General features: G+C 51.0%; 22 protein-coding genes, 1 other RNA gene and 2 pseudogenes. 15 read left to right on the forward strand and 10 right to left on the reverse strand.

What is annotated here, in order from left to right; all coding sequences use genetic code 11:
• Nucleotides 1–14: 14 nt before the first annotated feature.
• The 7 genes and pseudogenes from tdcC to garL form a co-directional block, all read right to left on the reverse strand.
• A pseudogene (gene tdcC, locus AAYN39_RS08560) lies at nucleotides 15–1345 on the reverse strand (threonine/serine transporter TdcC).
• A 20-nt stretch (nucleotides 1346–1365) separates the two neighbouring features.
• Nucleotides 1366–2355 (reverse strand): bifunctional threonine ammonia-lyase/L-serine ammonia-lyase TdcB, encoded by a 990-nt coding sequence (tdcB, locus tag AAYN39_RS08565; protein ID WP_000548373.1) that lies wholly within the window; start codon nucleotides 2353–2355, stop codon nucleotides 1366–1368.
• 97 nt (nucleotides 2356–2452) lie between these two features.
• The gene (gene tdcA, locus AAYN39_RS08570) at nucleotides 2453–3391 is read right to left on the reverse strand and encodes a transcriptional regulator TdcA (RefSeq protein ID WP_001094904.1); all 939 of its coding nucleotides are present in this window, start codon (nucleotides 3389–3391) and stop codon (nucleotides 2453–2455) included.
• A gap of 1043 nt (nucleotides 3392–4434) precedes the next feature.
• An RNA gene (rnpB, locus tag AAYN39_RS08575) (RNase P RNA component class A) lies at nucleotides 4435–4810 on the reverse strand.
• Nucleotides 4811–4842: 32 nt separating this feature from the next.
• The gene (gene garK, locus AAYN39_RS08580) at nucleotides 4843–5988 is read right to left on the reverse strand and encodes a glycerate 2-kinase (RefSeq protein WP_000706461.1); all 1146 of its coding nucleotides are present in this window, start codon (nucleotides 5986–5988) and stop codon (nucleotides 4843–4845) included.
• Between the two features lie 97 nt (nucleotides 5989–6085).
• Nucleotides 6086–6976 carry a 2-hydroxy-3-oxopropionate reductase gene (gene garR / locus AAYN39_RS08585; protein ID WP_000178103.1) on the reverse strand — a complete coding sequence of 297 codons (891 nt, stop codon included), beginning with the start codon at nucleotides 6974–6976 and terminating at the stop codon, nucleotides 6086–6088.
• A 25-nt stretch (nucleotides 6977–7001) separates the two neighbouring features.
• On the reverse strand, nucleotides 7002–7772 hold the full coding sequence (gene garL, locus AAYN39_RS08590) for a 2-dehydro-3-deoxyglucarate aldolase (protein WP_001057715.1): 771 nt from the start codon (nucleotides 7770–7772) through the stop codon (nucleotides 7002–7004).
• 530 nt (nucleotides 7773–8302) lie between these two features.
• On the opposite strand from garL, the gene garD reads away from it, so the two are divergent.
• A complete protein-coding gene (gene garD, locus AAYN39_RS08595; protein ID WP_001273719.1) occupies nucleotides 8303–9874 on the forward strand; it encodes a galactarate dehydratase in 1572 nt (523 codons plus the stop codon).
• Between the two features lie 239 nt (nucleotides 9875–10113).
• On the opposite strand, the gene AAYN39_RS08600 is transcribed toward garD, so the two are convergent.
• Both AAYN39_RS08600 and AAYN39_RS08605 read right to left on the reverse strand, forming a co-directional pair.
• Nucleotides 10114–11061 (reverse strand): sugar kinase, encoded by a 948-nt coding sequence (locus AAYN39_RS08600; protein ID WP_001027808.1) that lies wholly within the window; start codon nucleotides 11059–11061, stop codon nucleotides 10114–10116.
• A gap of 10 nt (nucleotides 11062–11071) precedes the next feature.
• Complete coding sequence (locus AAYN39_RS08605; protein WP_001118366.1) at nucleotides 11072–11905, reverse strand: DeoR/GlpR family DNA-binding transcription regulator; 834 nt, start codon at nucleotides 11903–11905, stop codon at nucleotides 11072–11074.
• Between the two features lie 333 nt (nucleotides 11906–12238).
• On the opposite strand from AAYN39_RS08605, the gene AAYN39_RS08610 reads away from it, so the two are divergent.
• The 10 genes and pseudogenes from AAYN39_RS08610 to AAYN39_RS08655 all read left to right on the forward strand — a co-directional run bounded on the left by AAYN39_RS08610 (nucleotide 12239) and on the right by AAYN39_RS08655 (nucleotide 21876).
• Nucleotides 12239–13093 carry a tagatose bisphosphate family class II aldolase gene (locus AAYN39_RS08610; protein ID WP_000469985.1) on the forward strand — a complete coding sequence of 285 codons (855 nt, stop codon included), beginning with the start codon at nucleotides 12239–12241 and terminating at the stop codon, nucleotides 13091–13093.
• A gap of 10 nt (nucleotides 13094–13103) precedes the next feature.
• Nucleotides 13104–14018 (forward strand): 1-phosphofructokinase, encoded by a 915-nt coding sequence (gene pfkB / locus AAYN39_RS08615; RefSeq protein WP_001763021.1) that lies wholly within the window; start codon nucleotides 13104–13106, stop codon nucleotides 14016–14018.
• Between the two features lie 26 nt (nucleotides 14019–14044).
• Entirely contained in the window at nucleotides 14045–15472 is a 1428-nt protein-coding gene (locus AAYN39_RS08620; protein WP_000719918.1) for a PTS fructose transporter subunit IIBC, read from the forward strand.
• Nucleotides 15459–16265 carry an HPr family phosphocarrier protein gene (locus AAYN39_RS08625; protein ID WP_001175238.1) on the forward strand — a complete coding sequence of 269 codons (807 nt, stop codon included), beginning with the start codon at nucleotides 15459–15461 and terminating at the stop codon, nucleotides 16263–16265. The genes AAYN39_RS08620 and AAYN39_RS08625 overlap by 14 nt, the downstream gene beginning before the upstream one ends.
• Nucleotides 16266–16462: 197 nt before the next feature.
• Nucleotides 16463–17734 (forward strand): annotated as a pseudogene (gene gatZ, locus AAYN39_RS08630) (tagatose-bisphosphate aldolase subunit GatZ).
• A gap of 14 nt (nucleotides 17735–17748) precedes the next feature.
• Nucleotides 17749–18213, forward strand: coding sequence for a PTS galactitol transporter subunit IIA (gene gatA / locus AAYN39_RS08635; protein ID WP_000080443.1), 465 nt, complete (start codon nucleotides 17749–17751; stop codon nucleotides 18211–18213).
• 30 nt (nucleotides 18214–18243) lie between these two features.
• Entirely contained in the window at nucleotides 18244–18528 is a 285-nt protein-coding gene (gene gatB / locus AAYN39_RS08640) for a PTS galactitol transporter subunit IIB (protein ID WP_000824293.1), read from the forward strand.
• A 3-nt stretch (nucleotides 18529–18531) separates the two neighbouring features.
• Nucleotides 18532–19905 carry a PTS galactitol transporter subunit IIC gene (locus tag AAYN39_RS08645; protein WP_000490608.1) on the forward strand — a complete coding sequence of 458 codons (1374 nt, stop codon included), beginning with the start codon at nucleotides 18532–18534 and terminating at the stop codon, nucleotides 19903–19905.
• 43 nt (nucleotides 19906–19948) lie between these two features.
• Nucleotides 19949–20992 (forward strand): galactitol-1-phosphate 5-dehydrogenase, encoded by a 1044-nt coding sequence (gatD, locus tag AAYN39_RS08650; protein WP_000844177.1) that lies wholly within the window; start codon nucleotides 19949–19951, stop codon nucleotides 20990–20992.
• A gap of 110 nt (nucleotides 20993–21102) precedes the next feature.
• The gene (locus AAYN39_RS08655; RefSeq protein WP_001083899.1) at nucleotides 21103–21876 is read left to right on the forward strand and encodes a DeoR/GlpR family DNA-binding transcription regulator; all 774 of its coding nucleotides are present in this window, start codon (nucleotides 21103–21105) and stop codon (nucleotides 21874–21876) included.
• 157 nt (nucleotides 21877–22033) lie between these two features.
• On the opposite strand, the gene rsmI is transcribed toward AAYN39_RS08655, so the two are convergent.
• Nucleotides 22034–22897, reverse strand: coding sequence for a 16S rRNA (cytidine(1402)-2'-O)-methyltransferase (rsmI, locus tag AAYN39_RS08660; RefSeq protein ID WP_000812294.1), 864 nt, complete (start codon nucleotides 22895–22897; stop codon nucleotides 22034–22036).
• Nucleotides 22898–22960: 63 nt separating this feature from the next.
• On the opposite strand from rsmI, the gene AAYN39_RS08665 reads away from it, so the two are divergent.
• The 4 genes from AAYN39_RS08665 to dolP are packed head-to-tail and all read left to right on the forward strand — an operon-like array spanning nucleotide 22961 to nucleotide 26562.
• Nucleotides 22961–25012, forward strand: a complete 2052-nt coding sequence (locus AAYN39_RS08665; RefSeq protein ID WP_000249248.1) for a penicillin-binding protein activator — start codon at nucleotides 22961–22963, stop codon at nucleotides 25010–25012.
• Nucleotides 24970–25365 (forward strand): YraN family protein, encoded by a 396-nt coding sequence (locus tag AAYN39_RS08670; protein ID WP_000057282.1) that lies wholly within the window; start codon nucleotides 24970–24972, stop codon nucleotides 25363–25365. Before AAYN39_RS08665 ends, AAYN39_RS08670 begins: the two co-directional genes overlap by 43 nt.
• A gap of 21 nt (nucleotides 25366–25386) precedes the next feature.
• Nucleotides 25387–25977, forward strand: coding sequence for a DnaA initiator-associating protein DiaA (gene diaA, locus AAYN39_RS08675; protein WP_000893483.1), 591 nt, complete (start codon nucleotides 25387–25389; stop codon nucleotides 25975–25977).
• Nucleotides 25978–25986: 9 nt separating this feature from the next.
• Nucleotides 25987–26562: a division/outer membrane stress-associated lipid-binding lipoprotein gene (dolP, locus tag AAYN39_RS08680; protein WP_000643280.1), complete on the forward strand. Its 576-nt coding sequence runs from the start codon at nucleotides 25987–25989 to the stop codon at nucleotides 26560–26562.
• Nucleotides 26563–26591 lie beyond the last annotated feature (29 nt).

Here is a 26591-nt window from a genome sequence, read left to right on the forward strand (position 1 = left end):
GCTAAACGTGAGGATTAGAACAATTTGTAGACAATATTCAGGATGGTCAGCAGACCAATCAGGGTGACGAACACGTTATCCAGACGACCACGGTACTTCGCCAGCGACGGCGCTTTACGAATGGCGTACATCGGCAGCAGGCATAACAGTGAGGCGATAATCGGCGCGCCCATCGCTTCAATCAGGTCCAGAATGTTCGGGTTTGCGTAAGCTACGACCCAGGTAGATCCCATAATGAAGATCATGCTGATGGTATTAAGCTTGCCCATAGAGACTTTGGTTTTATCGCCTTTATAACCGAATTTCAGCACCAGGCCGTTCAGCCCTTCCAGCGTCCCCAGGTAGTGGCCGAAGAAAGATTTGAAAATAGCAACCAGCGCGATGATAGACGCGCCATACTCCAGCACCGTTGCAAAAGTGGATTTTGTCCCCGACAAAGAGGCGAAATGGTTGGCCAGGTAGGAAAGTACCGGAATGTTCTGCGCTTTCGCATCCGCCATGTTCTGCGGGGAGAGCGTAAACAGACAGCTAAAGGCGAAGAACATCACCACGGCGACCATCAGCATATGGCGCGCGAGATGATCTGTGAACATTTACGCTCGGTAAATTCGCGGCCAAACTCTTTCTCATACTCTTCACGCTTAGACACCACGAAGGAAGAGACGATGGGCGAAAAGTTAAAGGAGAACACCATAATAGAGATGCCCAGCCACACCGTAACCAGTATGCCATCGTGCCCGGTCAGCGCGATATTACTGAGATCAACCTGATCGATAACCGCCGAGTTCCAGTAAGGAATCAGCGATAATGAGATTAGCACCAGACTGGCGATAAACGGCCATACCAGGTAACTCATCACCTTAACCATCAGATCTTTACCAAACCAGATCACAAAGGCCATCAGCAGCAGCAAGAACAGCGCCACGAAACCGCGATTCAACGCTGGTATCTGCAACTGGTTTTCCCAAAACGTCATGAACGTGTTAGTAATGGTGACGCCATAAATCCACAGCAGCGGACAAATCGCAAAGAAGTAAAGGAACGTGATAACTACCCCGCCCGTTTTACCAAAGTGCTCTTCGACCGTTTCCGTAATATTGCCGGACGGATTAGACCCGGATAAACACAGACGCGCCAGCGCCCGGTGACAATAGAACGCAATGGGATAAGCTAAAACCAGCATCAGCAGAATGGGGATAAGCCCGCCAAACCCGGCGCGGATAGGGAAGAACAGCACCCCGGCGCCGATGGCGGTACCAAATAAACCCAGCGTCCACGTCGTGTCCGATTTACGCCATGACGACTGTTTTGCCTGGCTGGATACAATGCTATCAGTAGTACTCATATCCTATCCTCACGAAAAGATTAAGCGTCAACTAAACCCGTAATTTGTGATACACGAGAAAGATCGATATTGCCGCCAGAAATAATACTGACCGTTTTTCTGTTCTGAATATGGCTATCTAATTTCCCGCTTAATAGTGCGGCGCAGGCCAGTGCGCCAGCGCCTTCAGTAATAACCTTATTGCGCTGAATTAAAGCGATCATGCTGTTACGAATTTCATCTTCGCTAACCAGAACAATGTCATCGACTAATTCACGAACAATTTCATAGGTTAAATTACCCGGGCGGGAGACATCACAACCATCCGCCAGGGTGCCGGTCGTTCGGTGCGCGGTTATTTCGCCAGCGTAATAAGACGCCGCCATACCGTGAACATTTTCGGCCTGTACGCCGATAACTTTAATGGTCGGGTTAATCGATTTAATCGCAATGGCAATACCTGCAATTAAACCGCCGCCGCCAATAGGCACGATGACATTATCGACATCGTACAGATCTTCCATAATTTCCAGACCAATAGTACCCTGCCCGGCAATGACTTTTGGATCGTCGTAAGGCGGAATAAAAATGCGGCCTTCGGTTTCGACAATTTCACTCACCTTAGCAATGGTGTCATTGAAGTTGTCACCGTGGAGCACCACTTCCGCCGAATAATCACAGGTGGCCGCCACTTTTGACTTTGGCGCGCCCTTCGGCATCACGACTTTGCCGTCAATACCCAGCATTGCGCAAGAAAGAGAAACGCCCTGTGCATGATTACCTGTGGAACAGGCCACGACGCCTTTACGTTTTTCCGCCTCCGTTAACGAGCTAAGTTTGTTAAAAGCGCCACGAATTTTAAATGAACCCGTACGCTGCATATTTTCAAACTTGAGAAATATTTCGCCTTTGCAACGTTCACTAAAATAGTTAGAGCGAGGCATTCCCGTTTTATATATCTTCCCCGCCAGTCTTTTTTTCGCTTCGAGGATATCTTCAATTGCAACCGGGAGATCGTATGTAATGTGCATTATAACCTCTTAACCTGGGTATTAAAAATAAGTTACCGTTGCCCACTGTTCAAAAGAAACAGGTGGCGTCAATTTCGCTAAATATGTTTATTCCATATCATTCAATTTCTATTAACTGCCTGCGTCTGCATCCATTATATGATGAATATTGCTTAGCCAATTCTACTAATACTGAAGCGGCTTTTTTGATACGATAATTTTTAGACCATACCGCCGCATAACGTGCGACGGGTAATGTGTCTTTGATTGGTATCGTGATAAATTGATTAGAGCCAAAAGGCGTGGTCATATCGCAGGGAATAACAGTTAAGAAATCAGCATTGAGAACAAGATTATATATTGTGACAACGGAATCTGTTTTAACAATGTTTTCGATGCTGATGCCATTTCGTTGTAGAGTGGTGAGTAATTCGCTGTAGTAGCCCATATTCGTTTGCGGCAACGCCCACTGTTCGTCCTTTAACGATTCCAGTGTGATGGTGCCGGTGCATGTTCGGGACTTGCTGGCTACCAGGACAAACTCTGATTCAAACAGCGGCTCGACATGCAGATCCTGTAGCTGCATTTCATTACTGAGCGTACCGATAGCAAAGTCCAGCCGCCCGTCGCGCAGGGCCGGCAGGAATGAAGAGAGCTGGGCTTCGTACATGGATACCTGCGCTTTTGGAAATACCTCTTTGAACTTATGAATCATATCGGACATGAAGGTAAAGCCAATCAGCGAAGGAAAACCAAACGAGACGTCGACAACGGTATTGCACGTCATACTGTTCATCTCGTTGATCATGTTTTTCATTTCGCGGGTGATAGATTCAGACCAGGAAAGCAGTACCTGTCCCGCTTCGGTCAACGTAACGCCGGTATTTTTGCGTACAATTAGCTCAACGCCAAAATAGGCCTCAACATCGCTAATGATTTTACTGACGGCGGGTTGGGTTAACCCTAACGATTTTGCGGCAGAACCGATAGAACCACTTCTAATGACTTCCTGAAAGACCACCAAATGCTGTGTTTTAGGGAGAACAAGAGTATTCATATCTACCGCTCTGAAATAACATTGTGAACGGCAGGAAGTGTAGCAAATTAAATCTTAAAGGTTATGTGCGACCACTCACAAATTAACTTACCGCAATTTTTACATGGTCTTTATTAAATAAAGAAAACCTATTACTTCAATGAGTTACAAAAACAAGACAGTAACTTAGCCTGATTTCAATCAAAAAAAATGGTCGGGATAACGATATATTATGGCGATAACCAGCCTATTTTATCTCCTATTTTCGACATCCCATGAAGACGATATTTCAATCAATTACGGGACATTTTATCGACAATTCCAGCGTTAAATTTAAAACGTAATTTCTCAAATTTAAGTATAAACCGAAGGTAAATGCGCTTAAAAACCGTTACGCGTCACATTTTTTTACCTTATTTGTTTGTAAAGAAACATTTAATAAAATTTTAACCAAAATATTTCATACATTTAATTTTCATTTGCAACAAATAATTTACACCGTTTTCTTGCTGTTTTTCAGGATGTAATTTTGTGAAAGAAATCGATTGCTTTTCACTTCAACTAAAAAGAGCGCAATCCATAGCGTTTTGTGTTTCTCATCACAAAAACGAATAATATTATGTCACCACGGCTGTCAATTAATTGCCGGATGGTGACACTGGCGTCTTCTGCAACCTCTATACCCTTCACCGGCCTGATAAGCAAAAACCCGCCGAAGCGGATTTTATGAAGAGGTGAAACTGACCGATAAGCCGCTTTCTTTCGGGTATAGCGTCGTGGACAGTCATTCATCCTGCCGCCCTGTAAAAGCAAAAACCCGCCAGCTTACACTGACGGGGTTTATGAAGAGGTGAAACTGACCGATAAGCCGCTTTCTTTTGGGTATAGTGTTGTGGACAGTCATTCATCCTGTCGCCCTGTAAAAGCAAAAACCCGCCGAAGCGGGTTTTATGAAGAAGTGAAACTGACCGATAAGCCGCTTTCTTTTGGGTATAGCGTCGTGGACAGTCATTCATCCTGCCGCCCTGTAAAAGCAAAAACCCGCCGAAGCGGGTTTTATGAAGAAGTGAAACTGACCGATAAGCCGGGTTCTGTCGTGGACAGTCATTCATCTAGGCCAGCAATCGCTCACTGGCTCAAGCAGCCTACCCGGGTTCAGTACGGGCCGTACCTTATGAACCCCTATTTGGCCTTGCTCCGGGTGGAGTTTACCGTGCCACGGACTGTTACCAGCCGCGCGGTGCGCTCTTACCGCACCCTTTCACCCTTACCTGATCCCACTTGCGTGGGCCATCGGCGGTTTGCTCTCTGTTGCACTGGTCGTGGGTTTCCCCCCCCAGGCGTTACCTGGCACCCTGCCCTATGGAGCCCGGACTTTCCTCCCCTCCGCCCGTCTCCCCGAAAGGACGACGACGAAGCGGCGACTGTCTGGTCAGCTTCGGCGCGCAGTATAGAGGGTTCGCGCGACTTTGTCACCCTGCGCTGCGCATTCCTATCGCCAGAGCGGCAGCAACATTTCTGGATGCCCGATAAATATTGTCAAAAGCGCCCCGAAAAGCCTCCTCCAGCGTCACGATGCGCGTGAGTACGCTAAAGACAGCGTCGATGCCATAATGATGTACTATTCCTACATCGTGCGTCAGGCTGCCGGCAATGCCAATCACTGGCTTATGATATTTTTTCGCCACATTCGCGACGCCAATCGGCACTTTACCGCGAATGCTTTGGCTATCAATCCGCCCTTCTCCCGTCACCACCAGCGTACAGTCGTGGATATGCTCCTCCAGGTTCAGTGCCGCCGTGACAATTTCGATCCCGCTGCGTAATTCCGCACCGAGAAAAGCCATTAACGCCGCCCCCATACCGCCTGCCGCGCCTGCGCCGGGCGCCGCCTTTACGTCGACATTCAGCGATTTTTTTATGATGTCGGCATAATGAGCAAGATTCCTGTCCAGCTCAACAATGTTCTCTTCGGTCGCGCCTTTCTGCGGCCCAAAAATTCGTGATGCGCCATTGTCGCCGATAAGAGGATTGGAGACATCGCAAGCGACACGAATAGCGCAGAGTTTTAAACGGGGATCGAGCTCTGAAATATCAATGTTGCTTAGACAATGAAGGCTTCCGCCACCGTAACCAATATCCGCGCCGTTTGCATCGCGCAGTTTTGCGCCTAACGCCTGCATCATCCCTGCGCCGCCGTCATTTGTCGCGCTGCCGCCAATGCCTATAATGATATTGCTTGCGCCGCTTTCCAGCGCCTGCAATATCAGCTCCCCCGTTCCCCGCGAGGTAGTAATCAAAGGGTTGCGTTTTTCTGGCGGAACCAGCGCCAGTCCGCTGGCCGCCGCCATTTCAATAAACGCGGTTTTACCATCCCCGGACATTCCCCAGCAGGCTTTCACTTTTTCACCCAACGGCCCGGTCACCCATGCGGCGCGTTCAACGCCCTGCGTCGCGGCAATCATGGCTTCGACCGTTCCTTCGCCGCCATCGGCAACCGGAACAGAGACATATTGCGCATCGGGGAAAATTTCCCGAAATCCTTTTTCTATCGCCTGCGCTACCTCGGCGGCAGAAAGGCTTTCTTTATAGGAGTCGGGGGCAATTACGATTTTCATAGTGGTAGCCTGTTACTGCACAACGCCGGATGGCGTTTCACTTATCCAGCCTGAAATTCAGGCCCGGATCGCTACACGCCATCCGGGCACAACGTCGTTAGCGAGTGACTTCCACTTTCGCCAGTTTTTCGTAGTAGCACGCCAGCGCGCTATGGTCGTCATTACCGTGTCCATCCGCGCGTAACGCCTGCATCATTTCCATAACGGCGGCGGTCAGCGGGAGCTGCGCGCCAACGCCGTGGGAGGTATCCAGCGCATTCGCCAGATCTTTAATGTGCAGATCGATACGGAAACCTGGCTTAAAGTTTCTGTCCATGACCATCGGCGCTTTCGCATCCAGTACCGTGCTGCCAGCCAGACCGCCACGAATCGCCTGATAGACCAAATCCGGGTTGACGCCCGCTTTAGTCGCCAGCGTCAGCGCTTCAGACATGGCGGCGATATTCAACGCCACGATCACCTGGTTAGCCAGTTTTGTGACGTTGCCTGCGCCGATATCGCCGGTATGCACCACGGAACCCGCCATCGCTTTCATCAGGTCGTAGTACTTGTCGAAAATGGCTTTATCGCCCCCCACCATCACCGACAGCGTGCCATCAATCGCCTTCGGCTCGCCGCCGCTGACCGGCGCATCCAACATCTCAACGCCCTTCGCCTTCAGCGCATCGCTGATTTCACGGCTTGCCAGCGGCGCGATAGAACTCATATCAATCAATACGGTTCCCGGCTTCGCGCCTTCGATGATACCGTTCTCGCCCAGCGCAACCTCTTTCACATGCGGAGAGTTAGGCAGCATCGTGATGATGGCGTCACACTGTTCAGCGATCGCCTTCGCCGTAGAGGCCGTTTCCGCGCCTGCGGCAATGACGTCGGCAATCGCTTCAGGATTACGATCGGACACCACCAGCGAATACCCTGCTTTCAGTAAGTTTTTGCTCATGGGCTTACCCATGATGCCTAAGCCAATAAAGCCAACTTTCATCGTCATAGCGTTCTCTCTTTCCATACCAGGATTATTTTTTAAAGGTGTCGGCAAGCTTCTGCGTGCTGGCGCGGAATGCGCCTAAATCGCTGCCAACGGCGACAAAGGTCGCGCCCCATTCCAGATAACGGCGGGCATCCGCCTCTACCGGCGCCAGAATGCCGCACGGTTTACCGTGCGCTTTAGCGCGGGCGAAAATATGTTGAATCGTCTGCTGCACGTCAGGGTGAGAAGCATTGCCGAGATGACCCAGCGCGGCGGCCAAATCGCTAGGGCCGACAAAAATGCCATCAACGCCTTCCGTTGCGGCGATGGCATCAACATTGTCGACACCCAACTGGCTTTCGATTTGAACAATAATGGTGATGTTTTTGTTCGACTGCGCAAAGTAATCAGGCACCGTGCCGAACATATTCGCGCGGTGAGAAACGGAGACGCCGCGAATGCCTTCCGGCGGGTAACGCGTCGAGGCGACGGCGCGAGCCGCTTCCTCTTGCGTTTCAACAAAGGGGATCAGGAAGTTATAAAACCCAATATCCAGCATCCGTTTGATAATGACCGGTTCATTGGTTGGCACACGTACCACAGGCGCGCTGGCGCTGCCTTTCAATGCCATTAACTGCGGAATTAAGGTGGTCACATCGTTCGGCGCATGTTCGCCATCCAGCACCAGCCAGTCAAATCCCGCCAGACCGAGTACTTCGGTGGTGATTGGGCTTGCCAGTGCAGACCAGCAGCCAATCTGCACCTGTTGCGCCGCCAGCGCCGCTTTAAACTTATTCGGGAAAATAGCGTTATTCATCGCTTATACCTTCGCTTATTTCTTTAATTCTCTACATGTGATGCCGCCACCATGACTTATAGCAACGACAATAAAAATGCTTATTTGAAATCAGAATGGGTCTCCACATTCTATTTCTAATGTGGTACACATCCTGTAGCACAATATACCGTTCTGATATCTTTATCGTCTTTTATTATTATCATGATATTTTCAAATAACTCGTCAGATACACTGAATTCGCCATTCAGTATAAACAGCCTATGTCGGATAATCATTGTGCAAACGCTCATTAAAAAGGGTTTATTTAACGCTTATTTTTGAGCATACGCCCATGATACTGGGCGCTAATGCACACATTTACGCTTTGCCTGCCCTACATAAAAAATTTCATAATTTGCGGTGATCTGGATCACGTTCTTATATCTATACTCCTGTCATTCTTATTTCATTATGCATGAACTTTATTTCTTATATTGAGATTTAACGATTTAACCATAACCAAAATAGATAATCCTATTTCTATCATCCAGGCTGGAGAATGTTGAACAATGGCCAATATCGAAATTCGCCAGGAATCGCCATCGGCGTTTTATATAAAAGTACATGAAACCGATAATGTCGCAATTATTGTTAATGACCACGGCCTTAAAGCCGGAACACGTTTTCCGGATGGCCTGGAACTGACTGAACATATTCCGCAAGGCCATAAAGTCGCTCTGACGGATATCCCCGCTCACGGCGAAATCATCCGTTATGGCGAAGTCATCGGTTATGCGGTACGCGACATCCCGCGCGGAAGCTGGATCGACGAGTCGCTGGTTGAACTGCCAAAAGCGCCGCCGCTGAATACGCTACCGCTGGCGACCAAAGTACCGGAACCGCTGCCGCCGCTGGAAGGCTACACGTTTGAGGGCTATCGTAACGCCGATGGCAGCGTCGGCACCAAAAATCTGCTTGGCATTACCACCAGCGTGCACTGTGTGGCGGGCGTGGTCGATTATGTGGTGAAAGTGATTGAGCGCGATCTCCTGCCCAAATACCCGAATGTCGATGGCGTTGTAGGGCTAAACCATCTGTACGGCTGCGGCGTGGCAATCAACGCGCCGGCGGCGGTCGTGCCGATTCGCACAATTCATAATATCGCGCTCAACCCCAATTTTGGCGGCGAAGTGATGGTGATTGGCCTCGGTTGCGAAAAACTGCAGCCGGAACGACTGCTGGAAGGCACCGAGGATGTCCCCGCCATCGCCGTTGAAAACGCCAGTATTGTGCGTTTACAGGACGAGCAGCATGTTGGCTTTAAATCAATGGTCGACGATATTTTGCGGGTCGCCGAACGCCATCTGACGAAACTGAACCAGCGCCAGCGCGAAACCTGCCCGGCCTCCGAGCTGGTCGTCGGGATGCAATGCGGCGGCAGCGATGCGTTTTCTGGCGTCACGGCAAACCCGGCGGTGGGTTATGCTTCCGATCTGCTGGTACGCTGCGGCGCGACCGTCATGTTCTCGGAGGTCACCGAAGTGCGCGATGCCATTCATCTTCTGACGCCGCGCGCCATCAACGAAGCCGTGGGTAAACGCCTACTGGATGAAATGGCCTGGTACGATAACTACCTTGATATGGGGAAAACCGATCGCAGCGCTAACCCGTCCCCCGGCAACAAAAAAGGCGGCCTGGCGAACGTCGTGGAAAAAGCGCTGGGCTCTATCGCTAAATCGGGTAAGAGCGCCATTGTCGAAGTATTGTCGCCGGGCCAGCGCCCCACCAAACGCGGCCTGATTTACGCCGCGACGCCCGCCAGCGATTTCGTCTGCGGCACGCAGCAGGTCGCTTCCGGCATTACCGTACAGGTCTTTACCACCGGACGCGGCACGCCGTACGGGCTGATGGCGGTGCCGGTCATTAAAATGGCGACGCGTACCGAGCTGGCGAACCGCTGGTATGACTTAATGGATATCAATGCAGGCACCATCGCCACGGGTGAAGAGACAATCGAAGATGTGGGCTGGAAGCTATTTCACTTTATTCTCGATGTCGCCAGCGGCCGGAAAAAGACTTTCTCAGATCAATGGGGATTGCATAACCAGCTGGCAGTGTTTAACCCCGCACCTGTGACCTGATCTATTCTGGAAAGCGCCTCGCAAAACATGGCTTAAGGGCCATGTTTTCATATGTTTGATAAACTGCGCCATGTTCATACCGGATATGGCAAAAACACCTAACCCACCATAAAACCATTCAAATTCAATAAATTGAAATTCTATGCCAGGCGCAACCTTACGTTTCTCACTAATTTGAGTCGCAGCACATGCAATTTGAGGTATGTCGAATATAACGACAGCCTATTAATCACCTTTACTTAATTCTGCTGCCTCATCAATTCTTTAATTTGTGCCAGCGTGGACGTGCCTTCCATCGGCCCACGCGCAGAGATAGCCAGCGATCCTGCGGCATTAGCATGGGCTAAAGCATCGGGTACGGAATATCCCGCAAGAAACAGGCTGACAAAGGTTGCGCCAAAGCAATCGCCAGCGCCTGTAGGATCAACCACCTTCACCGGATACCCAGCCACATGATGTTGTTCGTCTTTTGAATAGTAACTGGCTCCACGGGCGCCACGTTTAATGATGACATGGGCAATTCCACGCTTGTGAAGCCTTGCGACAATTTTCTCTTCATCGCGGGATTTGCTCAGGCCGAAATAATCCAGTTCGCCATCGCTTGGCAGGAAGAAATCCGTGTAATCAAGAATATATTCAAAGGCCTGCGACATTTCGCGGATCTTTAGCATCTCTTTACGGATATTAGGATCGAAAGAAATTGTGCCACCATTTTCTTTTACAATGCTAATCGCCTTGCGTACGGCATCGATCAAACGAAAGGAAAATAATGACGATCCCATAATATGAAAGTGGCGATATTGCCTGAGTAATGTTTCATCAAGGTGGTCGGCACTCAGCAAACCGCACGCACTGTCCGGCATGTTGAAAATAAAATCTCGCTGGGCCTGGCTTCGGTAGCTGACAAAAGCACTACCTGTTGTGGCGTTCGGCAGTACGGAAATTCCCTGTACATTTACGCCATCGCGCGACAATCGGGTAATATTCATAACGCCAAAGGCATCGTTGCCAACACAGCTAAACAACAATGAACGAAAACCAAGTTTAGCAACCTGATCGGCAAATATGGCAGGCGCCCCACTGGGATACGGCCCCCAAAATTCCCCCGGTGAGGAAAATCCCTGGTTCTCTTTTTTTGCCAGAAACTCGACGAGCAATTCACTCAATGTTGCGATTGTTATGTTCATGCGTTGTCCTTCATCTTGCCTGATGCAGGGTCGGGTTTATCCAGGTCAGACATTCGTTATTGGTATAGCTGTTGGTTAAGCCGTCGGCCAGAAACCGTGAGTGGTACTCAGCGGCGACAATCTGTGGCGTAATAATCGCGCTCAGCGTATTCAGTTTTCCTACCGGATAACGCGCTATATCATGAATCGGACGCTGCGCCACCACGGCAATACTCTGTCCACTAAGGCGCAGGCATTCACTTAGCAAAGCAGCTGCACTTTCGTTTTTCACGTTGAGCGTGCCATCCTCGCTGATATGGTCCACCATCACCAGACAACATGACGGTTGAAATTGTTGCAAAGATTGGATGGCGATTTCGCCCCCCAGCGCCTGACCACTGCGCCCCAGTACACCGCCCAACAACACAATTTCACCATCGATATAATCACGGGCCGGTGCAACATGGCTAAGATCGTTGATGATAAGGCACAGATCCCGATAATCGCCCAGGAAAGGAAGCGCTTTACGCAACACCTCTCCGGCCCCCAGAAACACGGTATCGTCGTCGCAGACCAGACGGGCAACTTGCTTAGCCAGTTCAAGCTCGACGCTATGCTCTAACGCCTGCGACTGCACCACTTCATGGCTTACCGCTGCTCTGACGGGTTGGGCCGTGTAAATCGCTCCGCCAAAGGAGCGTTTCAGATAGCCTTGCTGCTCCAGGTAATTGAGATCATTACGGATCGTTACCCCTGAAACCGATAACATTTCAGCCAAATCGTCTACTTTTATTTCGCCGTTTTTACGGACGATTTCGGCAATGTCCAGACGCCTTTTCAACAGGCTGGTAGATGGTTTTGCCACAACATACCCTTTTTTTCCGCTTCGTCGGGAAGTTATCCCGTGCTTTAACTTTCATTTTTAAACTTCTGACAGGGGATGTCAATTTTGCACCACGTCACCGAATGCTCAATGGGAAACATCACAATAAAATCAATCACTTATAGAATTTTCACATCCCCTATTTACTTACAAAACAAAATTTAAATCCACATATTTGCTTTCATTTAAGAAAAATTATCCTGCTTTTGTGTTGATGATCACAATCATGTGTGGCAATGATCGTTACATTACTTTCAAAACGAAGGTTATTTTTATTTTGTACTTTAATTTCGAAAGTTATAAACGGAGACCACTATGTTCATTATTTCCAGTAAAAATATGCTCCAGAAGGCCCAGCATGCAGGCTATGCCGTGCCAGCCTTTAACATCCATAACCTAGAAACCTTGCAGGTGGTGGTAGAAACCGCCGCAGAAATGCGCTCACCGCTGATCGTTGCCGGAACACCAGGCACGTTTAGCTATGCCGGAATGGGTAACATTGTGGCGATCGCGGGCGATCTGGCTCGTGAATACAATCTGCCACTGGCCATTCATCTGGATCATCATGAATCGTTAGCCGATATTGAAAGCAAAGTTATGGCAGGGATCCGTTCAGTCATGATCGATGGTTCCCACTTTCCCTTTGAAGAGAATGTGGCGCTGGTGAAAAGCGTGGTCGATTTTTGCCATCGCTACGACACCAGCGTGGAGGCAGAACTGGGCCGCCTTGGTGGGATCGAAGATGATTTAGTGGTAGACAGCAAAGATGCCCTTTACACCAATCCACAGCAAGCACGTGAGTTTGTGGCGCGCACCGGCATTGATTCGCTGGCGGTTGCTATCGGCACGGCACACGGTATGTATGCCGCTGAACCTAAACTTGATTTTGAGCGACTGGCAGAAATACGCGCTCTGGTGGATATCCCTCTGGTATTGCATGGGGCATCTGGTTTGCCGGAAAGCGATATTCGCCAGGCCATCAGCCTTGGGGTATGCAAAGTCAATGTCGCCACCGAACTGAAAATCGCCTTCTCCGACGCCTTAAAAGAGTATTTCCTACAAAACCCGAAAGCCAATGATCCCCGCCACTATATGCAACCAGCAAAACAGGCGATGAAAGAGGTGGTACGCAAAGTAATTCATGTTTGCGGCTGTGAAGGGCAACTGTGAGGAATCGCCTGTGATCTACACGCTAACACTTAATAGCGCGATTGATATGAATATATTTAGCGATCCTTTACAGCCAAATATTGTCAATCGCACTCACCACACCGAGTTTTGCCCAAATGGTAAAGGGGTAAATGTTGCGCTGGTTCTGGATCACTTTCAAATACCTGCGCATATATTAGGCATTTTTGGTGGTTTCACCGGGCATTATATTGTAGAAAGCCTGCGTACCCGAAAAATGCCAGTCACACCAGCATGGGTAGAAGAACCCACGCGGATTAATATTTTCATTCATGACGGCAAGCAGGAATATAAACTGGTCAACCCTGGCTCATATATTCCAGATGAATGTAAAAAACAAATTATCACGATTATTTCGCAACTGCCCGATGCAGAATATCTGGTGATAAGCGGCAGCCTGCCACAAGGTATTGAAAGTCGCTTTTACGCAGAAATTATGCATATTTGTCAGCAAAAAAATATCGGCGTAATTTTAGATATTAGTCATCCGTCATTACGTCAGTTACTGGAGTTCAAACCGTTATTAATTAAACCAAATGATGAAGAGGTTAAAGCAATATTCGGTTTAACTGTCTCTGACGACAATGATGCGAAAAATACTCTAACCACTTTACATGCACTTGGTGCACAAAATGTTCTGCTAACCCTTGGCGCTAAAGGAATGTATTTCTCCAATGGGATTGATTACTGGTTTTGTAGCGCGCCAACGGTTGATTTGGTGAGCTCCGCCTGTGCAGGCGATGCTGCACTGGCCGCCTTTCTCAGCCAGTGGTTATCTACAGGAGAAGTGGAATATGCCTTATCTCTTGCCAGTGCAACAGGAGCTGATGTCGCAAGTTCTGCCGGACTAGGCCAACTTGCGGCAATAGAAACCTTACTTTCGCAAATCCACGTCAGAAAGCTGTAGGTTAAATTACAATATAAGTTCTGCTTATGAAAAAGATCATTGCAGTGACCGGCTGCCCTACCGGTATTGCGCATACATTTATGGCTGAAGAAGCCTTAAAAAATGCCGCGAAAAAATTATCTGTTGAAATAAAAGTTGAAACCAATGGTGCCAGCGGTGTTGAAAATGCCATTCAACCTGCTGATCTGGTAGATATTGCCGGAGTCATTATTGCGGCGGATAAAGATGTCTTACCTGATCGCTTTAATGGTTTACCGGTTATTGAAGTACCGGTAAAAGAAGCAATCCATCATCCTGCGGAGCTGATTAACAAAGTTATTAATGGTGAAGCCCCAATACGTAAAGGCGAATCAACCACCAGCACGGAAATTATCGAAAAAGAATCACTGGGGCGACAAATTTATAAGCACCTGATGAGTGGTGTTTCAAATATGCTACCTTTTGTAGTTGCCGGAGGCATATTAATTGCGGTGTCGCTTTTATGGGGGATTTATTCCGCTGATCCTAATTCAGCTGAATACAATGCAACCGCCGCAATGCTAATGAAAATCGGTCAGCAAGCCTTTTCGATTATGGTTCCGGTCTTTACCGCTTATATTGCATTCTCTATTTCTGGCAGACCAGGGATGGTGGCTGGGTTTGTCGGCGGCTTACTGGCAAATACTACCGGAGCAGGATTTCTCGGTGGGATAATTGCCGGATTCGCCGCCGGTTACCTGATGTTATGGGTAAAGAATCGACTCGAAGGCTTACCGCGTCAGTATGAAGGCCTGAAATCGATTTTTATTATGCCGCTCATTGGCGTACTGGTTATTGGCGTGTTGATGTCGCTGCTTGGGCAACCTGTCGCAGCTATCAATAATAGCATGATGAACTGGCTGGCATCGCTACAGGAAGCGAATCCAATATTGCTGGGTATTGTGGTGGGTGCAATGTGCTCTTTTGACTTTGGCGGCCCGGTAAACAAAGCCGCTTATGTCACCGGCACGCTTTTACTGGGCCAGGGCAACTTCTACTTTATGGCTGGTGTGTCTGCCGCATGTATTACTCCACCACTGGTAATTGCTCTGGCGACCACCTTCTTTCCAAAAGGTTTTAGCGAGGAAGAACGTGCCGCAGGCATGGTTAACTATATCCTCGGTTGTACACACATCACTGAAGGCGCGATTCCTTTCGCAGCGAAAGATCCTTTGCGTGTCATCCCGATGATGATGATTGCTTCCAGCATTTCCGCAGTACTTAGCTACAGCTTGCGTATTCAGGTTCCGGCTCCTCACGGCGGCTTCTTAATTTTACCTTTGGTGAGTCAGCCGCTGGCCTGGGTGTTATGTATCCTTGCGGGATCTGCATGTGGTGCGATGATGCTTGGCCTATGGAGATTGTGGGCTGTGCGCAAAAATTCAGTCAACACAACTCCTGTAGCAAAGGCTGGAGGTCAGAATGCAGCTCTGTGAACACGATATTTTTATCAGCGATGAGCGCCTCGATAAAGTCACCGCTCTGCACCGCGTGGTGGAAAAGTTATCTGCGGCTGGCAATACCACGCCTGACTATTTACGCGGCATGTTGGATCGCGAAGCACAGATTTCCACTTATCTGGGAAATGGAATCGCGATCCCACACGGTACGCCAGAATCTCGCGATGCGGTATTACAAACCGGTGTAAAGGTAATCGTTTTTCGCCACGGCGTTGACTGGGGTGACGGCAATACCGCGTATCTGGTCACCGGAATTGCCGCGCGCTCCAATGAACATCTTGAGATTTTGCGCCAACTGACTCGCGTGCTCAGCGATGACGCTATTCTGCAAGCACTGGCTAAAGCCGAATCCCCCAGTCAGGTTTTAGCGCTACTGACTGGCTCGACGACCAATACGCCAGCAGCCATGGAGTTGCACGAGGGTGAGCAGGCAACATTTGTCATCCATAATCCGCATGGTTTACATGCCAGACCCAGTGCGGTACTGGTGAAGTTTATCAAACAGTTTCAAAGCCACATTACGGTAGAAAATCTGGATAACGCCTCCGGCCCGGTGGACGGAAAAAACCTGATGCGAGTGGTGTCGCTCGGCGCGAAAAAGGGGCATCGCTTGTTGTTCCGGGCGCAGGGCGAAGATGCACAGCAGGCACTACGTGAAATCGGGGAGCTTATCGCCTCTGGTGCAGGCGAGATGATCACCGTTCCCGTTACCCCACCACCAGAAGTCATGCAGCCAAAGCGCAGTTGGCTATCTCGATTGTTTAATTAGCCTTCATTTGTTCCTCCGTGCCCGCTCCGGCGGGTACGGTTTTTCATGACAAAGTGAAGTTACAGACATTACACACCATTTCGTTACCTTACATTTTCTTTCGCAACTTTCATTTATCAGATCAAAATCACAAAACAACATTACGAAAGCCTATAAATTCTTTCGAAGAATAAAAACGAAAGAACTCGGAGATAAAAGTGAAAGAAATAATTGCTCGTCATAAAGCAGGAGAACATCTGGGCATCTGTTCAGTTTGTTCTGCTCATCCCCTGGTTATCGAATCAGCTCTGCTTTTCGATCTCAATACTGACAACAAGGTATTGATTGAAGCCACATCCAATCAGGTGAATCAGTTTGGCGGTTATACCGGAATGAAACCGGCTGATTTTCGTGATTTTATTTATGGCATTGCTCAGGAAGTGGGATTTCCACGTGAGCGGTTGATTCTTGGTGGCGATCATTTAGGGCCTAACTGCTGGCAGAACGAACCGGCAGCGGCGGCAATGGAAAAGTCGGTTGAGTTAATAAAAGCGTATGTCGCCGCTGGTTTTAGCAAAATTCACCTGGACGCGTCGATGTCCTGCGCTGACGACCCGACACCGTTGGATCCGATGGTCGTTGCACGCCGTGCCGCCGTGCTTTGTAAAGCAGCAGAAGAGACCGCAAACGAAGAACAAAAATGCCATCTGACTTATGTCATCGGCACGGAAGTGCCCGTTCCTGGCGGTGAAGCCAGTACCATCGGCAGCGTTCATGTCACCCGCGAGGTCGATGCTGCCCGTACGCTGGAAACTCACCAAATCGCGTTTCGTGAATCAGGTCTGGAAGAAGCACTGTCACGCGTGATCGCCATTGTGGTGCAACCGGGCGTTGAATTTGATCATACCCAGATTATTCATTATCAGCCGCAGGCGGCACAGGCGCTCTCCGCATGGATCAAAGAAACGCCGATGGTCTATGAAGCGCATTCGACTGATTACCAAACTCGCCAGGCCTACCGCGCCCTCGTTCGCGATCATTACGCCATTCTGAAGGTCGGCCCTGCACTCACTTTCGCCCTGCGCGAAGCCATTTTCGCACTTGCGCAAATGGAAAACGAGCTGATCTCCCCGGAACAACGTAGCCGCGTGATGGAAGTTATCGATGAAGTGATGCTAAACGAGCCAGGCTACTGGAAAAAGTACTACCGCCCCACCTAGAGCCAGGCGATGGTCGACATCCACTTTAGTTTGTCTGACCGTATTCGCTATTACTGGCCGCACCCGCGTATTCGTCAAAGCGTAGAGAAGTTAATCGCCAATCTGAATAACGTCACATTGCCGCTGGGATTAATTAGCCAGTTTATGCCCGTACAGTTTGAACGCCTGTCTGAGGGCGTGCTCACCCCCACGCCGCATAACCTGATTATTGACAAAATTCAGGATGTTCTGCGCGCTTATCGCTTCGGTTGCACGCCGGATGTCGCCTGAATAGTGGAGAATTTATGAGCCAATTATTTGTCCGAACCGGAATCACATTCGACTCGAGCCAACAGGCGCTGGCGCACATTGGCAAAGAGATGCTGGCGAAAGGCGTGGTACATGATAGTTATCCGCAGGCACTGGTGGAACGTGAAGCGTCCTTTCCCACCGGCATTGCGCTGGAGCGCCACGCCGTCGCTATCCCTCATTGCGAGGCAGTTCATGCGAAATCACCCGCTATCTATCTGATTCGTCCAGATAAGCCGGTCATGTTTCAACAGGCGGATGATGACGAAGAGATTGCCGTTTCGTTAATCATCGCCTTAATCGTTGAAAACCCGGCGGCACAGCTAAAACTTCTGCGCCGTCTGTTCGGGGCATTACAAATCCCGGACACCATAGAAGCCTTACTGAGCGCCCCGGATGCCGAACTGGCGTCGTGCTTTGAGCACAAAGTCCTTACGGCTGAGCAGTGCGTCCAGGTTTAATAATAAATTGATAATAATGAGGAATACCCTATGAAACGTAAAGTAATTGTGGCCTGTGGCGGTGCGGTTGCAACCTCAACGATGGCTGCGGAAGAAATTAAAGAGCTATGTGATGCCAACCATATTGAGCTCGACTTAGTGCAATGCCGGGTCACCGAAATCGAAACCTATATGGACGGCGCCGATCTTATCTGTACCACTGCCAGGGTCGATCGCGCCTTTGGCGATATTCCCGTCGTTCACGGTATGCCTTTTGTTTCCGGCGTGGGTATTGAAGCATTACAGCAAAAAATTCTGTCCATTCTCATGGGGTAACGTATGTTTAGCGAAATAATGCGTTATATCCTCGACTTAGGCCCAACGGTGATGTTGCCTCTGGTGATCATCGTGTTCTCTAAACTGCTGGGAATGAAGCTTGGGGATTGTTTTAAATCGGGTTTGCATATTGGTATCGGCTTCGTGGGTATTGGTCTGGTCATCGGCCTGATGCTGGATTCTATCGGCCCCGCGGCGAAAGCCATGGCGGAACATTTCCAAATCAATCTCCACGTTATTGACGTCGGCTGGCCGGGTTCATCGCCCATGACCTGGGCGTCACAAATCGCGCTGGTCGCGATCCCTGTCGCCATCGGGGTTAACGTCCTGATGCTGGTGACCCGCATGACCCGCGTGGTGAATGTCGATATCTGGAATATCTGGCACATGACCTTCACGGGCGCCATGCTGCATCTGGCGACCGGTTCATACTGGCTGGGGATTCTGGGCGTTGTGGTTCATGCCGCCTTTGTCTACAAACTGGGGGACTGGTTTGCCAAAGATACCCGCGACTATTTTGGCCTCGAGGGGATTGCTATCCCACACGGCTCATCCGCGTACCTGAGCCCCGTGGCGGTGCTCGTTGATACCATTATCGAGAAAATTCCGGGTCTCAATCGTATTCACTTTAGCGCAGACGATGTCCAGAAACGCTTCGGACCGTTTGGCGAGCCGGTGACTGTCGGCTTCGTGATGGGGCTGGTGATTGGTGTACTGGCAGGCTACGACACCAAAGCCGTTCTGCAACTGGCAGTCAAAACCGCAGCGGTGATGCTGCTTATGCCACGCGTCATTAAACCTATTATGGATGGCCTAACGCCTATCGCCAAACATGCGCGTAAACGTCTACAGGCCAAATTTGGCGGGCAGGAGTTCCTGATAGGCCTTGATCCAGCGCTACTGCTCGGTCATACCTCTGTTGTCTCCGCGAGCCTGATATTCATTCCGCTGACCATCCTGATTGCCGTCTTAGTACCGGGGAACCAGGTGCTGCCGTTCGGCGACCTCGCCACCATCGGTTTCTTTATTGCGATGGCGGTTGCGGTACACCAGGGCAACCTGTTCCGCACGCTGATTTCAGGTGTCATTATTATGGGTATCACCCTGTGGATAGCCACGCAGACGATTGGCCTGCATACCCAACTGGCTGCCAATGCCGGAGCGCTAAAAGCTGGCGCACAAGTCGCCTCGCTGGATCAGGGCGGTTCTCCCATCACCTGGCTGCTGATTCAACTTTTTACCTGGCAGAATATCGTCGGCTTCGCCGTCATTGCCATTATCTATCTGGCCGGCGTACTGCTGACCTGGCGTCGCGCCCGACAGTTTGTCGCGGCTGAGAAAGCCACGGCGCTACAGCAAAGTCAAATCGCCTCTTAATTTTAGGGGAGCAATCGCTCCCCTCACCTTCCTGGAGAATGTTATGAAATCAGTGGTTATTCACGCTGAGGGAGACGTGCGCGTTGAAGAACGTCCCTTACCACAACTGCAAGCCGAGGACGATGTGTTGGTCAAAGTCGTTAGCTCAGGGCTTTGCGGGTCGGATATCCCGCGTATTTTCGCGCAGGGCGCCCATTATTATCCTATTACGTTAGGCCATGAATTCAGCGGCTACGTTGAATCCTACGGCACAGGCGTAACGGATATGCAGCCTGGCGATGCCGTCGCTTGTGTCCCGCTTCTTCCCTGCTTTCACTGTCCGCAATGCGAACGCGGTTACTTTTCTTTATGCAAACAGTATCAGTTTGTAGGATCGCGCAGCGAAGGCGGTAATGCGGAATATGTGGTGGTCAAACGGGCCAATCTTTTCCGCTTGCCGTCTGATATGCCGATTGAAGATGGCGCGTTTATCGAACCGATTACCGTGGGCTTACACGCCTTTCATCTGGCGCAGGGCTGCGAGGGGAAAAACGTAATTATCGTCGGGGCCGGGACAATTGGCCTGCTGGCCTTACAGTGCGCGCGGGAACTGGGCGCGCGAAGCGTAACGGCGATTGATATCAATCCGCAGAAACTGGAACTGGCGAAAGCGCTCGGCGCAACGCATACCTGTAATAGCCGGGAAATGACCGCCGACGACATCCAGACCGCGTTGTCCGACATTCAGTTTGATCAACTGGTTCTCGAAACGGCAGGAACTCCCCAGACCGTCTCGCTGGCTATCGATATCACCGGGCCGCGCGCGCAACTGGCGCTGGTGGGGACGTTACATCACGATCTCACCCTGACGACGCGTACATTCGGGTTAATTTTGCGTAAAGAGCTCACGCTCCTCGGCAGTTGGATGAACTACTCCGCGCCATGGCCAGGAGAAGAATGGGAAACCGCAGCGCGCCTGTTGGCTGAAAAACGTCTTCAACTGACCCCTCTCATTGCCCATCGCGGCGATGCGGAAAGCTTTGCAGAAGCAGTCAAAGCGCTTAATGGCGCGCCCATGCAGGGCAAAATCTTACTTCAACTTTCCTGATGGTACGAGCCAGCAACCTGCGCTGGCTCACATTTCCTTTCGAAATTTAGCGTTCACCTTTCGCAATCCTTCGTTTAAACTAGTTACAGTTAATTATCAGGCAAATCAATATGAACTCATTTGAGCGAAGAAATAAAATTGTCGACCTGATTAATACGCAAGGCAGCGTGCTGGTGATGGACCTTTCAAATACCTTTGGTATTTCTGAAGTGACTATCCGTGCTGACCTGCGTCTGCTGGAAGAGAAAGGCCTTGTCACCCGTTTTCATGGCGGCGCGGCAAAACCGGGAAGTCATCTGGCGGAAGGCGACAATCAGGAAGTCATTCTGGAAGATCGGTATCAACTCGCCAGCGATCCGAAAAAGCGGATTGCCCAGGCGGCTGCGGCAATGGTTGAAGAAGGAATGACCATCATTCTGGATAGCGGGAGCACAACATTACTAATTGCGGAAGCGCTCGCGCGAAAAAGCAATATTACGGTGATCACTAACAGCTTGCCTGCCGCTTTTACGCTATCAGAAAATAAAGATCTCACGCTGGTGGTTTGCGGCGGTACGGTACGGCATAAAACCCACTCAATGCACGGCACGATTGCGGAACGATCGCTACACGGCATCAGCGCCGATGTCATGTTTGTCGGGGCGGATGGCATTGATGCGACAAACGGTATTACCACGTTTAACGAAGGTTATTCCATTAGCGGCGTCATGGCGGCGGCGGCGCACAAAGTTATCGCGGTACTGGACGCGACCAAATTTAACCGTCGCGGCTTTAACCAGGTATTGCCGATGGACAAGATCGACTGTGTGATAACCGATGACACCATCAGCAAACAGGATAAAGCGGCATTAGCGAAAACAGGCGTGGAATTAATGATCGTCTAAAAAGGAGTCGGTTATGCATTGCTGATCGCGAGAGTAAGCCCAAAGGAAAGGTCCGGCCCGCTATCACCGCCCAATGCCCCCATCACTTTACCCACATCAATCACCTGATTGAGTATTAACGTGATGGCGATAAAAGGCGGTTCCCGGGCGCTCGCTTTTACTCTTCCTGCTGCGCCAGCGCATACTTATACAGCGCATTTTTCTTCACGCCGTGAATTTCTGCTGCCAGCGCCGCCGCTTTTTTCAGCGGCAGCTCTGCCTGTAGCAGCGCCAGCGTGCGCAGCGCGTCGGCGGGCAGGTCGTCTTCTTGCGCTTTATGCCCTTCGACAATCAGCACCATTTCGCCTTTGCGACGGTTTTCATCTTCTTTGACCCACGCCAGCAGCTCGCCGACCGGCGCGCCGTGAATGGTTTCCCAGGTTTTGGTCAGCTCACGCGCCAGCACCACGTAACGGGATTCGCCCCACACGGCCACCATATCTTCCAGGCTATCCAACAGACGATGGGTGGACTCATAAAAAATCAGCGTTCGTGGCTCCGCTTCAATGGCTTTTAGCGCATCACGGCGGCCTTTTGATTTGGCAGGCAGGAAGCCTTCATAACAAAAACGATCTGATGGTAAACCTGCGGCGCTTAATGCAGTGATAGCAGCACACGGCCCTGGTAGCGGCACCACGCGAATCCCCGCTTCACGGCAGGTACGTACCAGGTGATAGCCGGGGTCATTAATTAGCGGCGTTCCGGCATCGGAAACCAGAGCAATGTTCTGCCCCTCTTTCAGCTTCGCGACCAGCGTTTCCGCTTTTTGTTGTTCGTTATGGTCGTGCAGCGCAAACAACCGGGCATTAATCCCAAAATGTTGCAGCAATAAACCGGTGTGACGAGTGTCTTCAGCGGCAATTAAATCAACGGCTTGTAAAACTTCCAGCGCGCGTTGGGTAATATCAGCCAAATTCCCGATAGGAGTAGGTACAATAAAGAGTTGGCCCTGAGAATTATCCGCCGATTCGTTTTGTTTCATTGTGTCGTCCGTATTGCCGATTTAATATTGAGCATTGCGTAAAAAAATATCACTGGATACAGTATGGTACCCTCAACATTTTCTCGTTTGAACGCCGCGCGCGCGCTGCCTGTCGTCCTGGCTGCGCTACTTTTCGCCGGGTGCGGCACCCAGGCGCCAGATCAAAGCGCAGCCTATATGCAGGGTTCAGCGCAAGCTGATTCCGCCTTTTACCTGCATCAGATGCAGCAAAGCGCAGATGATAGCAAGACCAACTGGCAATTACTCGCCATTCATGCACTGCTGAAAGAAGGAAAAAGCCAGCAGGCCGTCGAGTTGTTCAATCAACCCCCGCAAAATCTGAACGATACCCAGCGTCGCGAACAATCTTTATTAGCGGTAGAGATCAAACTGGCGCAGAAAGATGTGGCAGGCGCGCAGGCCTTGCTGGATAAACTAAAACCCGCCGACTTTGCGCCACATCAGCAAGCGCGTTACTGGCAGGCGCAGATCGTTGCCAGCCAGGGACGCCCGTCGCTTACCCTGTTGCGGGCGTTAATCGCCCAGGAACCGCTACTGGCGGCGAAAGAGAAACAAAAAAATATCGACGCCACCTGGCAGGCGCTCTCCGCCATGACGCCGGATCAGGCCAGGACGTTAGTTATCAACGCCGATGAAAATGTGCTTCAGGGCTGGCTGGATCTGCAACGCGTCTGGTTTGACAACCGCAACGATCCAGACATGCTGAAAGCCGGGATCGCCGACTGGCAAAAACGCTACCCGCAAAATCCGGGGGCGAAAATGCTGCCGACGCAGCTCGTCAATGTACAACGTTTTAAACCAGCTTCCACCAGCAAAATCGCTCTGCTGCTGCCGCTGAACGGTCAGGCTGCCGTGTTTGGCCGTACCATCCAGCAAGGTTTCGAAGCCGCGAAAAACCTCGGCACCCAGGCGGTGGAAATGCAGCCTGTCGCCGCGCCTGACGCGCCGGTCGAACCAAGCGTGGAGGAGACGCAACCACAAATGACCAACGGCGTCGCCAGTCCGTCGCAGGCCTCGGTGAGAGATCTGACTGATGACGCTCCATCCCAGTCTGCTACGCCAGTCAGCGCGCCACAAACTCCCCCTGCGCAGCCTGCTACAGCAAGCGCGCCGGCGGATCCCTCCGCTGAATTAAAAATCTACGATACCTCTTCCCAGCCGTTGGATCAGGTGCTCGCTCAGGTTCAGCAAGACGGCGCCAGTATCGTGGTCGGGCCGCTGTTGAAAAACAATGTGGAAGCGCTGATGAAAAGCAACACGCCGCTCAACGTGCTGGCGCTCAACCAGCCGGAAACGGTACGTAGCTTCCCTAATATCTGCTATTTCGCGCTCTCTCCAGAAGATGAAGCCCGTGACGCGGCGCATCATATTTATGAGCAGGGCAAGCAGTCGCCGCTGCTGTTGATCCCACGCAGCGCGCTTGGCGATCGCGTGGCGAATGCCTTCACCCAGGAGTGGCAAAAACTGGGCGGCGGCATCGTGTTACAGCAAAAATTCGGCTCCGTAGCCGAGCTGAAAATGGGCGTGAACGGCGGCGCGGGTATCGCGTTGACGGGCAGTCCGGTCGCCGCCAGCGTGCCTGCGCAGCCGGGCGTTACCATTGGCGGTCTGACCATCCCTGCGCCGCCGACCGACGCGCAAATCACCGGCGGCGGACGCGTAGACGCGGTCTATATTCTGGCTACGCCGGAAGAGATTGGCTTTATCAAACCGATGATCGCCATGCGTAACGGCACCCAGAGCGGCGCGACGCTGTATGCCAGCTCCCGCAGCGCGCAAGGCACCTCCGGCCCTGACTTCCGTCTGGAGATGGAAGGTTTGCAATACAGTGAAATTCCCATGCTGGCAGGCGGCAATACGCCGTTGATGCAGCAGGCGCTGAGTGCTGTACATAACGACTATTCTCTGGCGCGGATGTACGCCATGGGCGTGGATGCCTGGACGCTGGCGAACCACTTTTCGCAGATGCGTCAGGTGCAGGGGTTTGAGATCAATGGTAATACCGGCGCATTAACCGCCAGCCCGGATTGTGTGATTAACAGGAAGTTATCATGGCTCAAATACCAGCAAGGGGAGATTGTTCCCGCCAGCTAACACGTAAACAGGCTGGCGACGCGTGGGAAGCTGCCGCGCGTCTCTGGCTGGAAAGCAAAGGACTGCGGTTTATCGCCGCCAACGTGCGCGAGCGCGGCGGCGAAATCGATCTGATCATGCGCGACGGAAAAACGACGGTTTTTGTTGAGGTTCGCTATCGGCGCTCCGGGCTTTATGGCGGCGCGGCGGCTAGTGTGACCCGCAGCAAGCAACACAAATTATTACATACTGCCCGCTTGTGGCTCGCCCGCCAGAATGGGAGTTTTGATACTGTGGATTGTCGGTTCGATGTGTTAGCCTTCACCGGAAATGAGATTGAGTGGTTTCGGGATGCGTTTAACGACCACTCATAATTGAAGATTTTAAGGATTAGCGTGCTCGAAAGAATCAAAGTTTGCTTTACAGAAAGCATTCAAACTCAAATTGCTGCGGCGGAAGCGCTTCCGGATGCCATTTCCCGCGCCGCCATGACGCTGGTTCATTCCCTGCTTAACGGCAACAAAATCCTCTGTTGTGGAAACGGGACGTCCGCGGCCAACGCACAGCATTTTGCTGCCAGCATGATTAACCGCTTTGAAACGGAGCGACCCAGTTTACCCGCCATTGCACTAAATACCGATAATGTGGTCTTAACTGCGATCGCTAACGATCGCCTGCACGATGAAGTTTATGCAAAACAAGTCCGGGCGCTGGGACATGCAGGCGATGTTTTATTGGCGATCTCTACGCGTGGTAATAGTCGCGATATCGTAAAAGCCGTTGAAGCAGCCGTCACACGTGACATGACCATTGTGGCGCTAACCGGGTATGACGGGGGCGAGCTGGCCGGACTATTAGGGCCGCAGGATGTTGAAATTCGTATCCCTTCACACCACAGCGCGCGCATTCAGGAAATGCATATGCTGACGGTAAACTGCCTGTGCGGTTTGATCGATAACACGCTTTTTCCTCACCAGGATGATTAAGGAGTACACATGAAGGCATTTTCGCCGCTCGCAGTCCTTATTTCTGCGTTGCTATTGCAAGGTTGCGTCGCCGCCGCGGTAGTGGGTACGGCAGCCGTCGGCACCAAAGCCGCAACCGACCCGCGTAGCGTGGGCACCCAGGTGGATGACGGAACGCTGGAACTGCGTGTCAGCAGCGCGCTGTCGAAAGATGAGCAAATCAAAAAAGAGACGCGCATCAATGTCACTGCTTATCAGGGCAAAGTTTTGTTAGTGGGCCAGTCGCCAAACAGCGAACTCTCCGCACGCGCGAAACAGATAGCGATGGGCGTTGAAGGCACCACCGAGGTCTATAACGAGATTCGCCAGGGTCAGCCTATCGGCCTGGGGACCGCCTCTAACGATACCTGGATCACCACGAAAGTTCGCTCACAGCTACTGACCAGCGATCAGGTAAAATCGTCAAATGTGAAAGTCACCACCGAGAATGGCGAAGTGTTCCTGCTGGGCCTGGTGACTGAACGTGAAGGTAAAGCGGCAGCAGACATCGCCAGCCGGGTGAGCGGCGTGAAACGCGTGACCACCGCCTTTACGTATATTAAGTAACCGGTGTGCCGGGTGGCGATAAAAATGTG

The organism is Salmonella sp. K21076 (assembly GCF_039650795.1).
Classification (GTDB): Bacteria; Pseudomonadota; Gammaproteobacteria; order Enterobacterales; family Enterobacteriaceae; genus Salmonella; species Salmonella enterica.

Excerpts from the sequence above, each read along its gene's own strand:
- AAYN39_RS08610 (WP_000469985.1), top strand. The coding sequence starts at position 12,239 with ATGTTCATTATTTCCAGTAAAAATATGCTCCAGAAGGCCCAGCATGCA.
- garL (WP_001057715.1), bottom strand. The coding sequence starts at position 7,772 with ATGAATAACGCTATTTTCCCGAATAAGTTTAAAGCGGCGCTGGCGGCG.
- gatD (WP_000844177.1), top strand. The coding sequence starts at position 19,949 with ATGAAATCAGTGGTTATTCACGCTGAGGGAGACGTGCGCGTTGAAGAA.
- AAYN39_RS08645 (WP_000490608.1), top strand. The coding sequence starts at position 18,532 with ATGTTTAGCGAAATAATGCGTTATATCCTCGACTTAGGCCCAACGGTG.
- AAYN39_RS08620 (WP_000719918.1), top strand. The coding sequence starts at position 14,045 with ATGAAAAAGATCATTGCAGTGACCGGCTGCCCTACCGGTATTGCGCAT.
- garR (WP_000178103.1), bottom strand. The coding sequence starts at position 6,976 with ATGACGATGAAAGTTGGCTTTATTGGCTTAGGCATCATGGGTAAGCCC.
- rsmI (WP_000812294.1), bottom strand. The coding sequence starts at position 22,897 with ATGAAACAAAACGAATCGGCGGATAATTCTCAGGGCCAACTCTTTATT.
- dolP (WP_000643280.1), top strand. The coding sequence starts at position 25,987 with ATGAAGGCATTTTCGCCGCTCGCAGTCCTTATTTCTGCGTTGCTATTG.
- AAYN39_RS08665 (WP_000249248.1), top strand. The coding sequence starts at position 22,961 with ATGGTACCCTCAACATTTTCTCGTTTGAACGCCGCGCGCGCGCTGCCT.
- gatA (WP_000080443.1), top strand. The coding sequence starts at position 17,749 with ATGAGCCAATTATTTGTCCGAACCGGAATCACATTCGACTCGAGCCAA.
- tdcA (WP_001094904.1), bottom strand. The coding sequence starts at position 3,391 with ATGAATACTCTTGTTCTCCCTAAAACACAGCATTTGGTGGTCTTTCAG.
- AAYN39_RS08625 (WP_001175238.1), top strand. The coding sequence starts at position 15,459 with ATGCAGCTCTGTGAACACGATATTTTTATCAGCGATGAGCGCCTCGAT.
- AAYN39_RS08600 (WP_001027808.1), bottom strand. The coding sequence starts at position 11,061 with ATGAACATAACAATCGCAACATTGAGTGAATTGCTCGTCGAGTTTCTG.
- garK (WP_000706461.1), bottom strand. The coding sequence starts at position 5,988 with ATGAAAATCGTAATTGCCCCCGACTCCTATAAAGAAAGCCTTTCTGCC.
- AAYN39_RS08670 (WP_000057282.1), top strand. The coding sequence starts at position 24,970 with ATGGCTCAAATACCAGCAAGGGGAGATTGTTCCCGCCAGCTAACACGT.
- tdcB (WP_000548373.1), bottom strand. The coding sequence starts at position 2,355 with ATGCACATTACATACGATCTCCCGGTTGCAATTGAAGATATCCTCGAA.
- garD (WP_001273719.1), top strand. The coding sequence starts at position 8,303 with ATGGCCAATATCGAAATTCGCCAGGAATCGCCATCGGCGTTTTATATA.
- AAYN39_RS08655 (WP_001083899.1), top strand. The coding sequence starts at position 21,103 with ATGAACTCATTTGAGCGAAGAAATAAAATTGTCGACCTGATTAATACG.
- gatB (WP_000824293.1), top strand. The coding sequence starts at position 18,244 with ATGAAACGTAAAGTAATTGTGGCCTGTGGCGGTGCGGTTGCAACCTCA.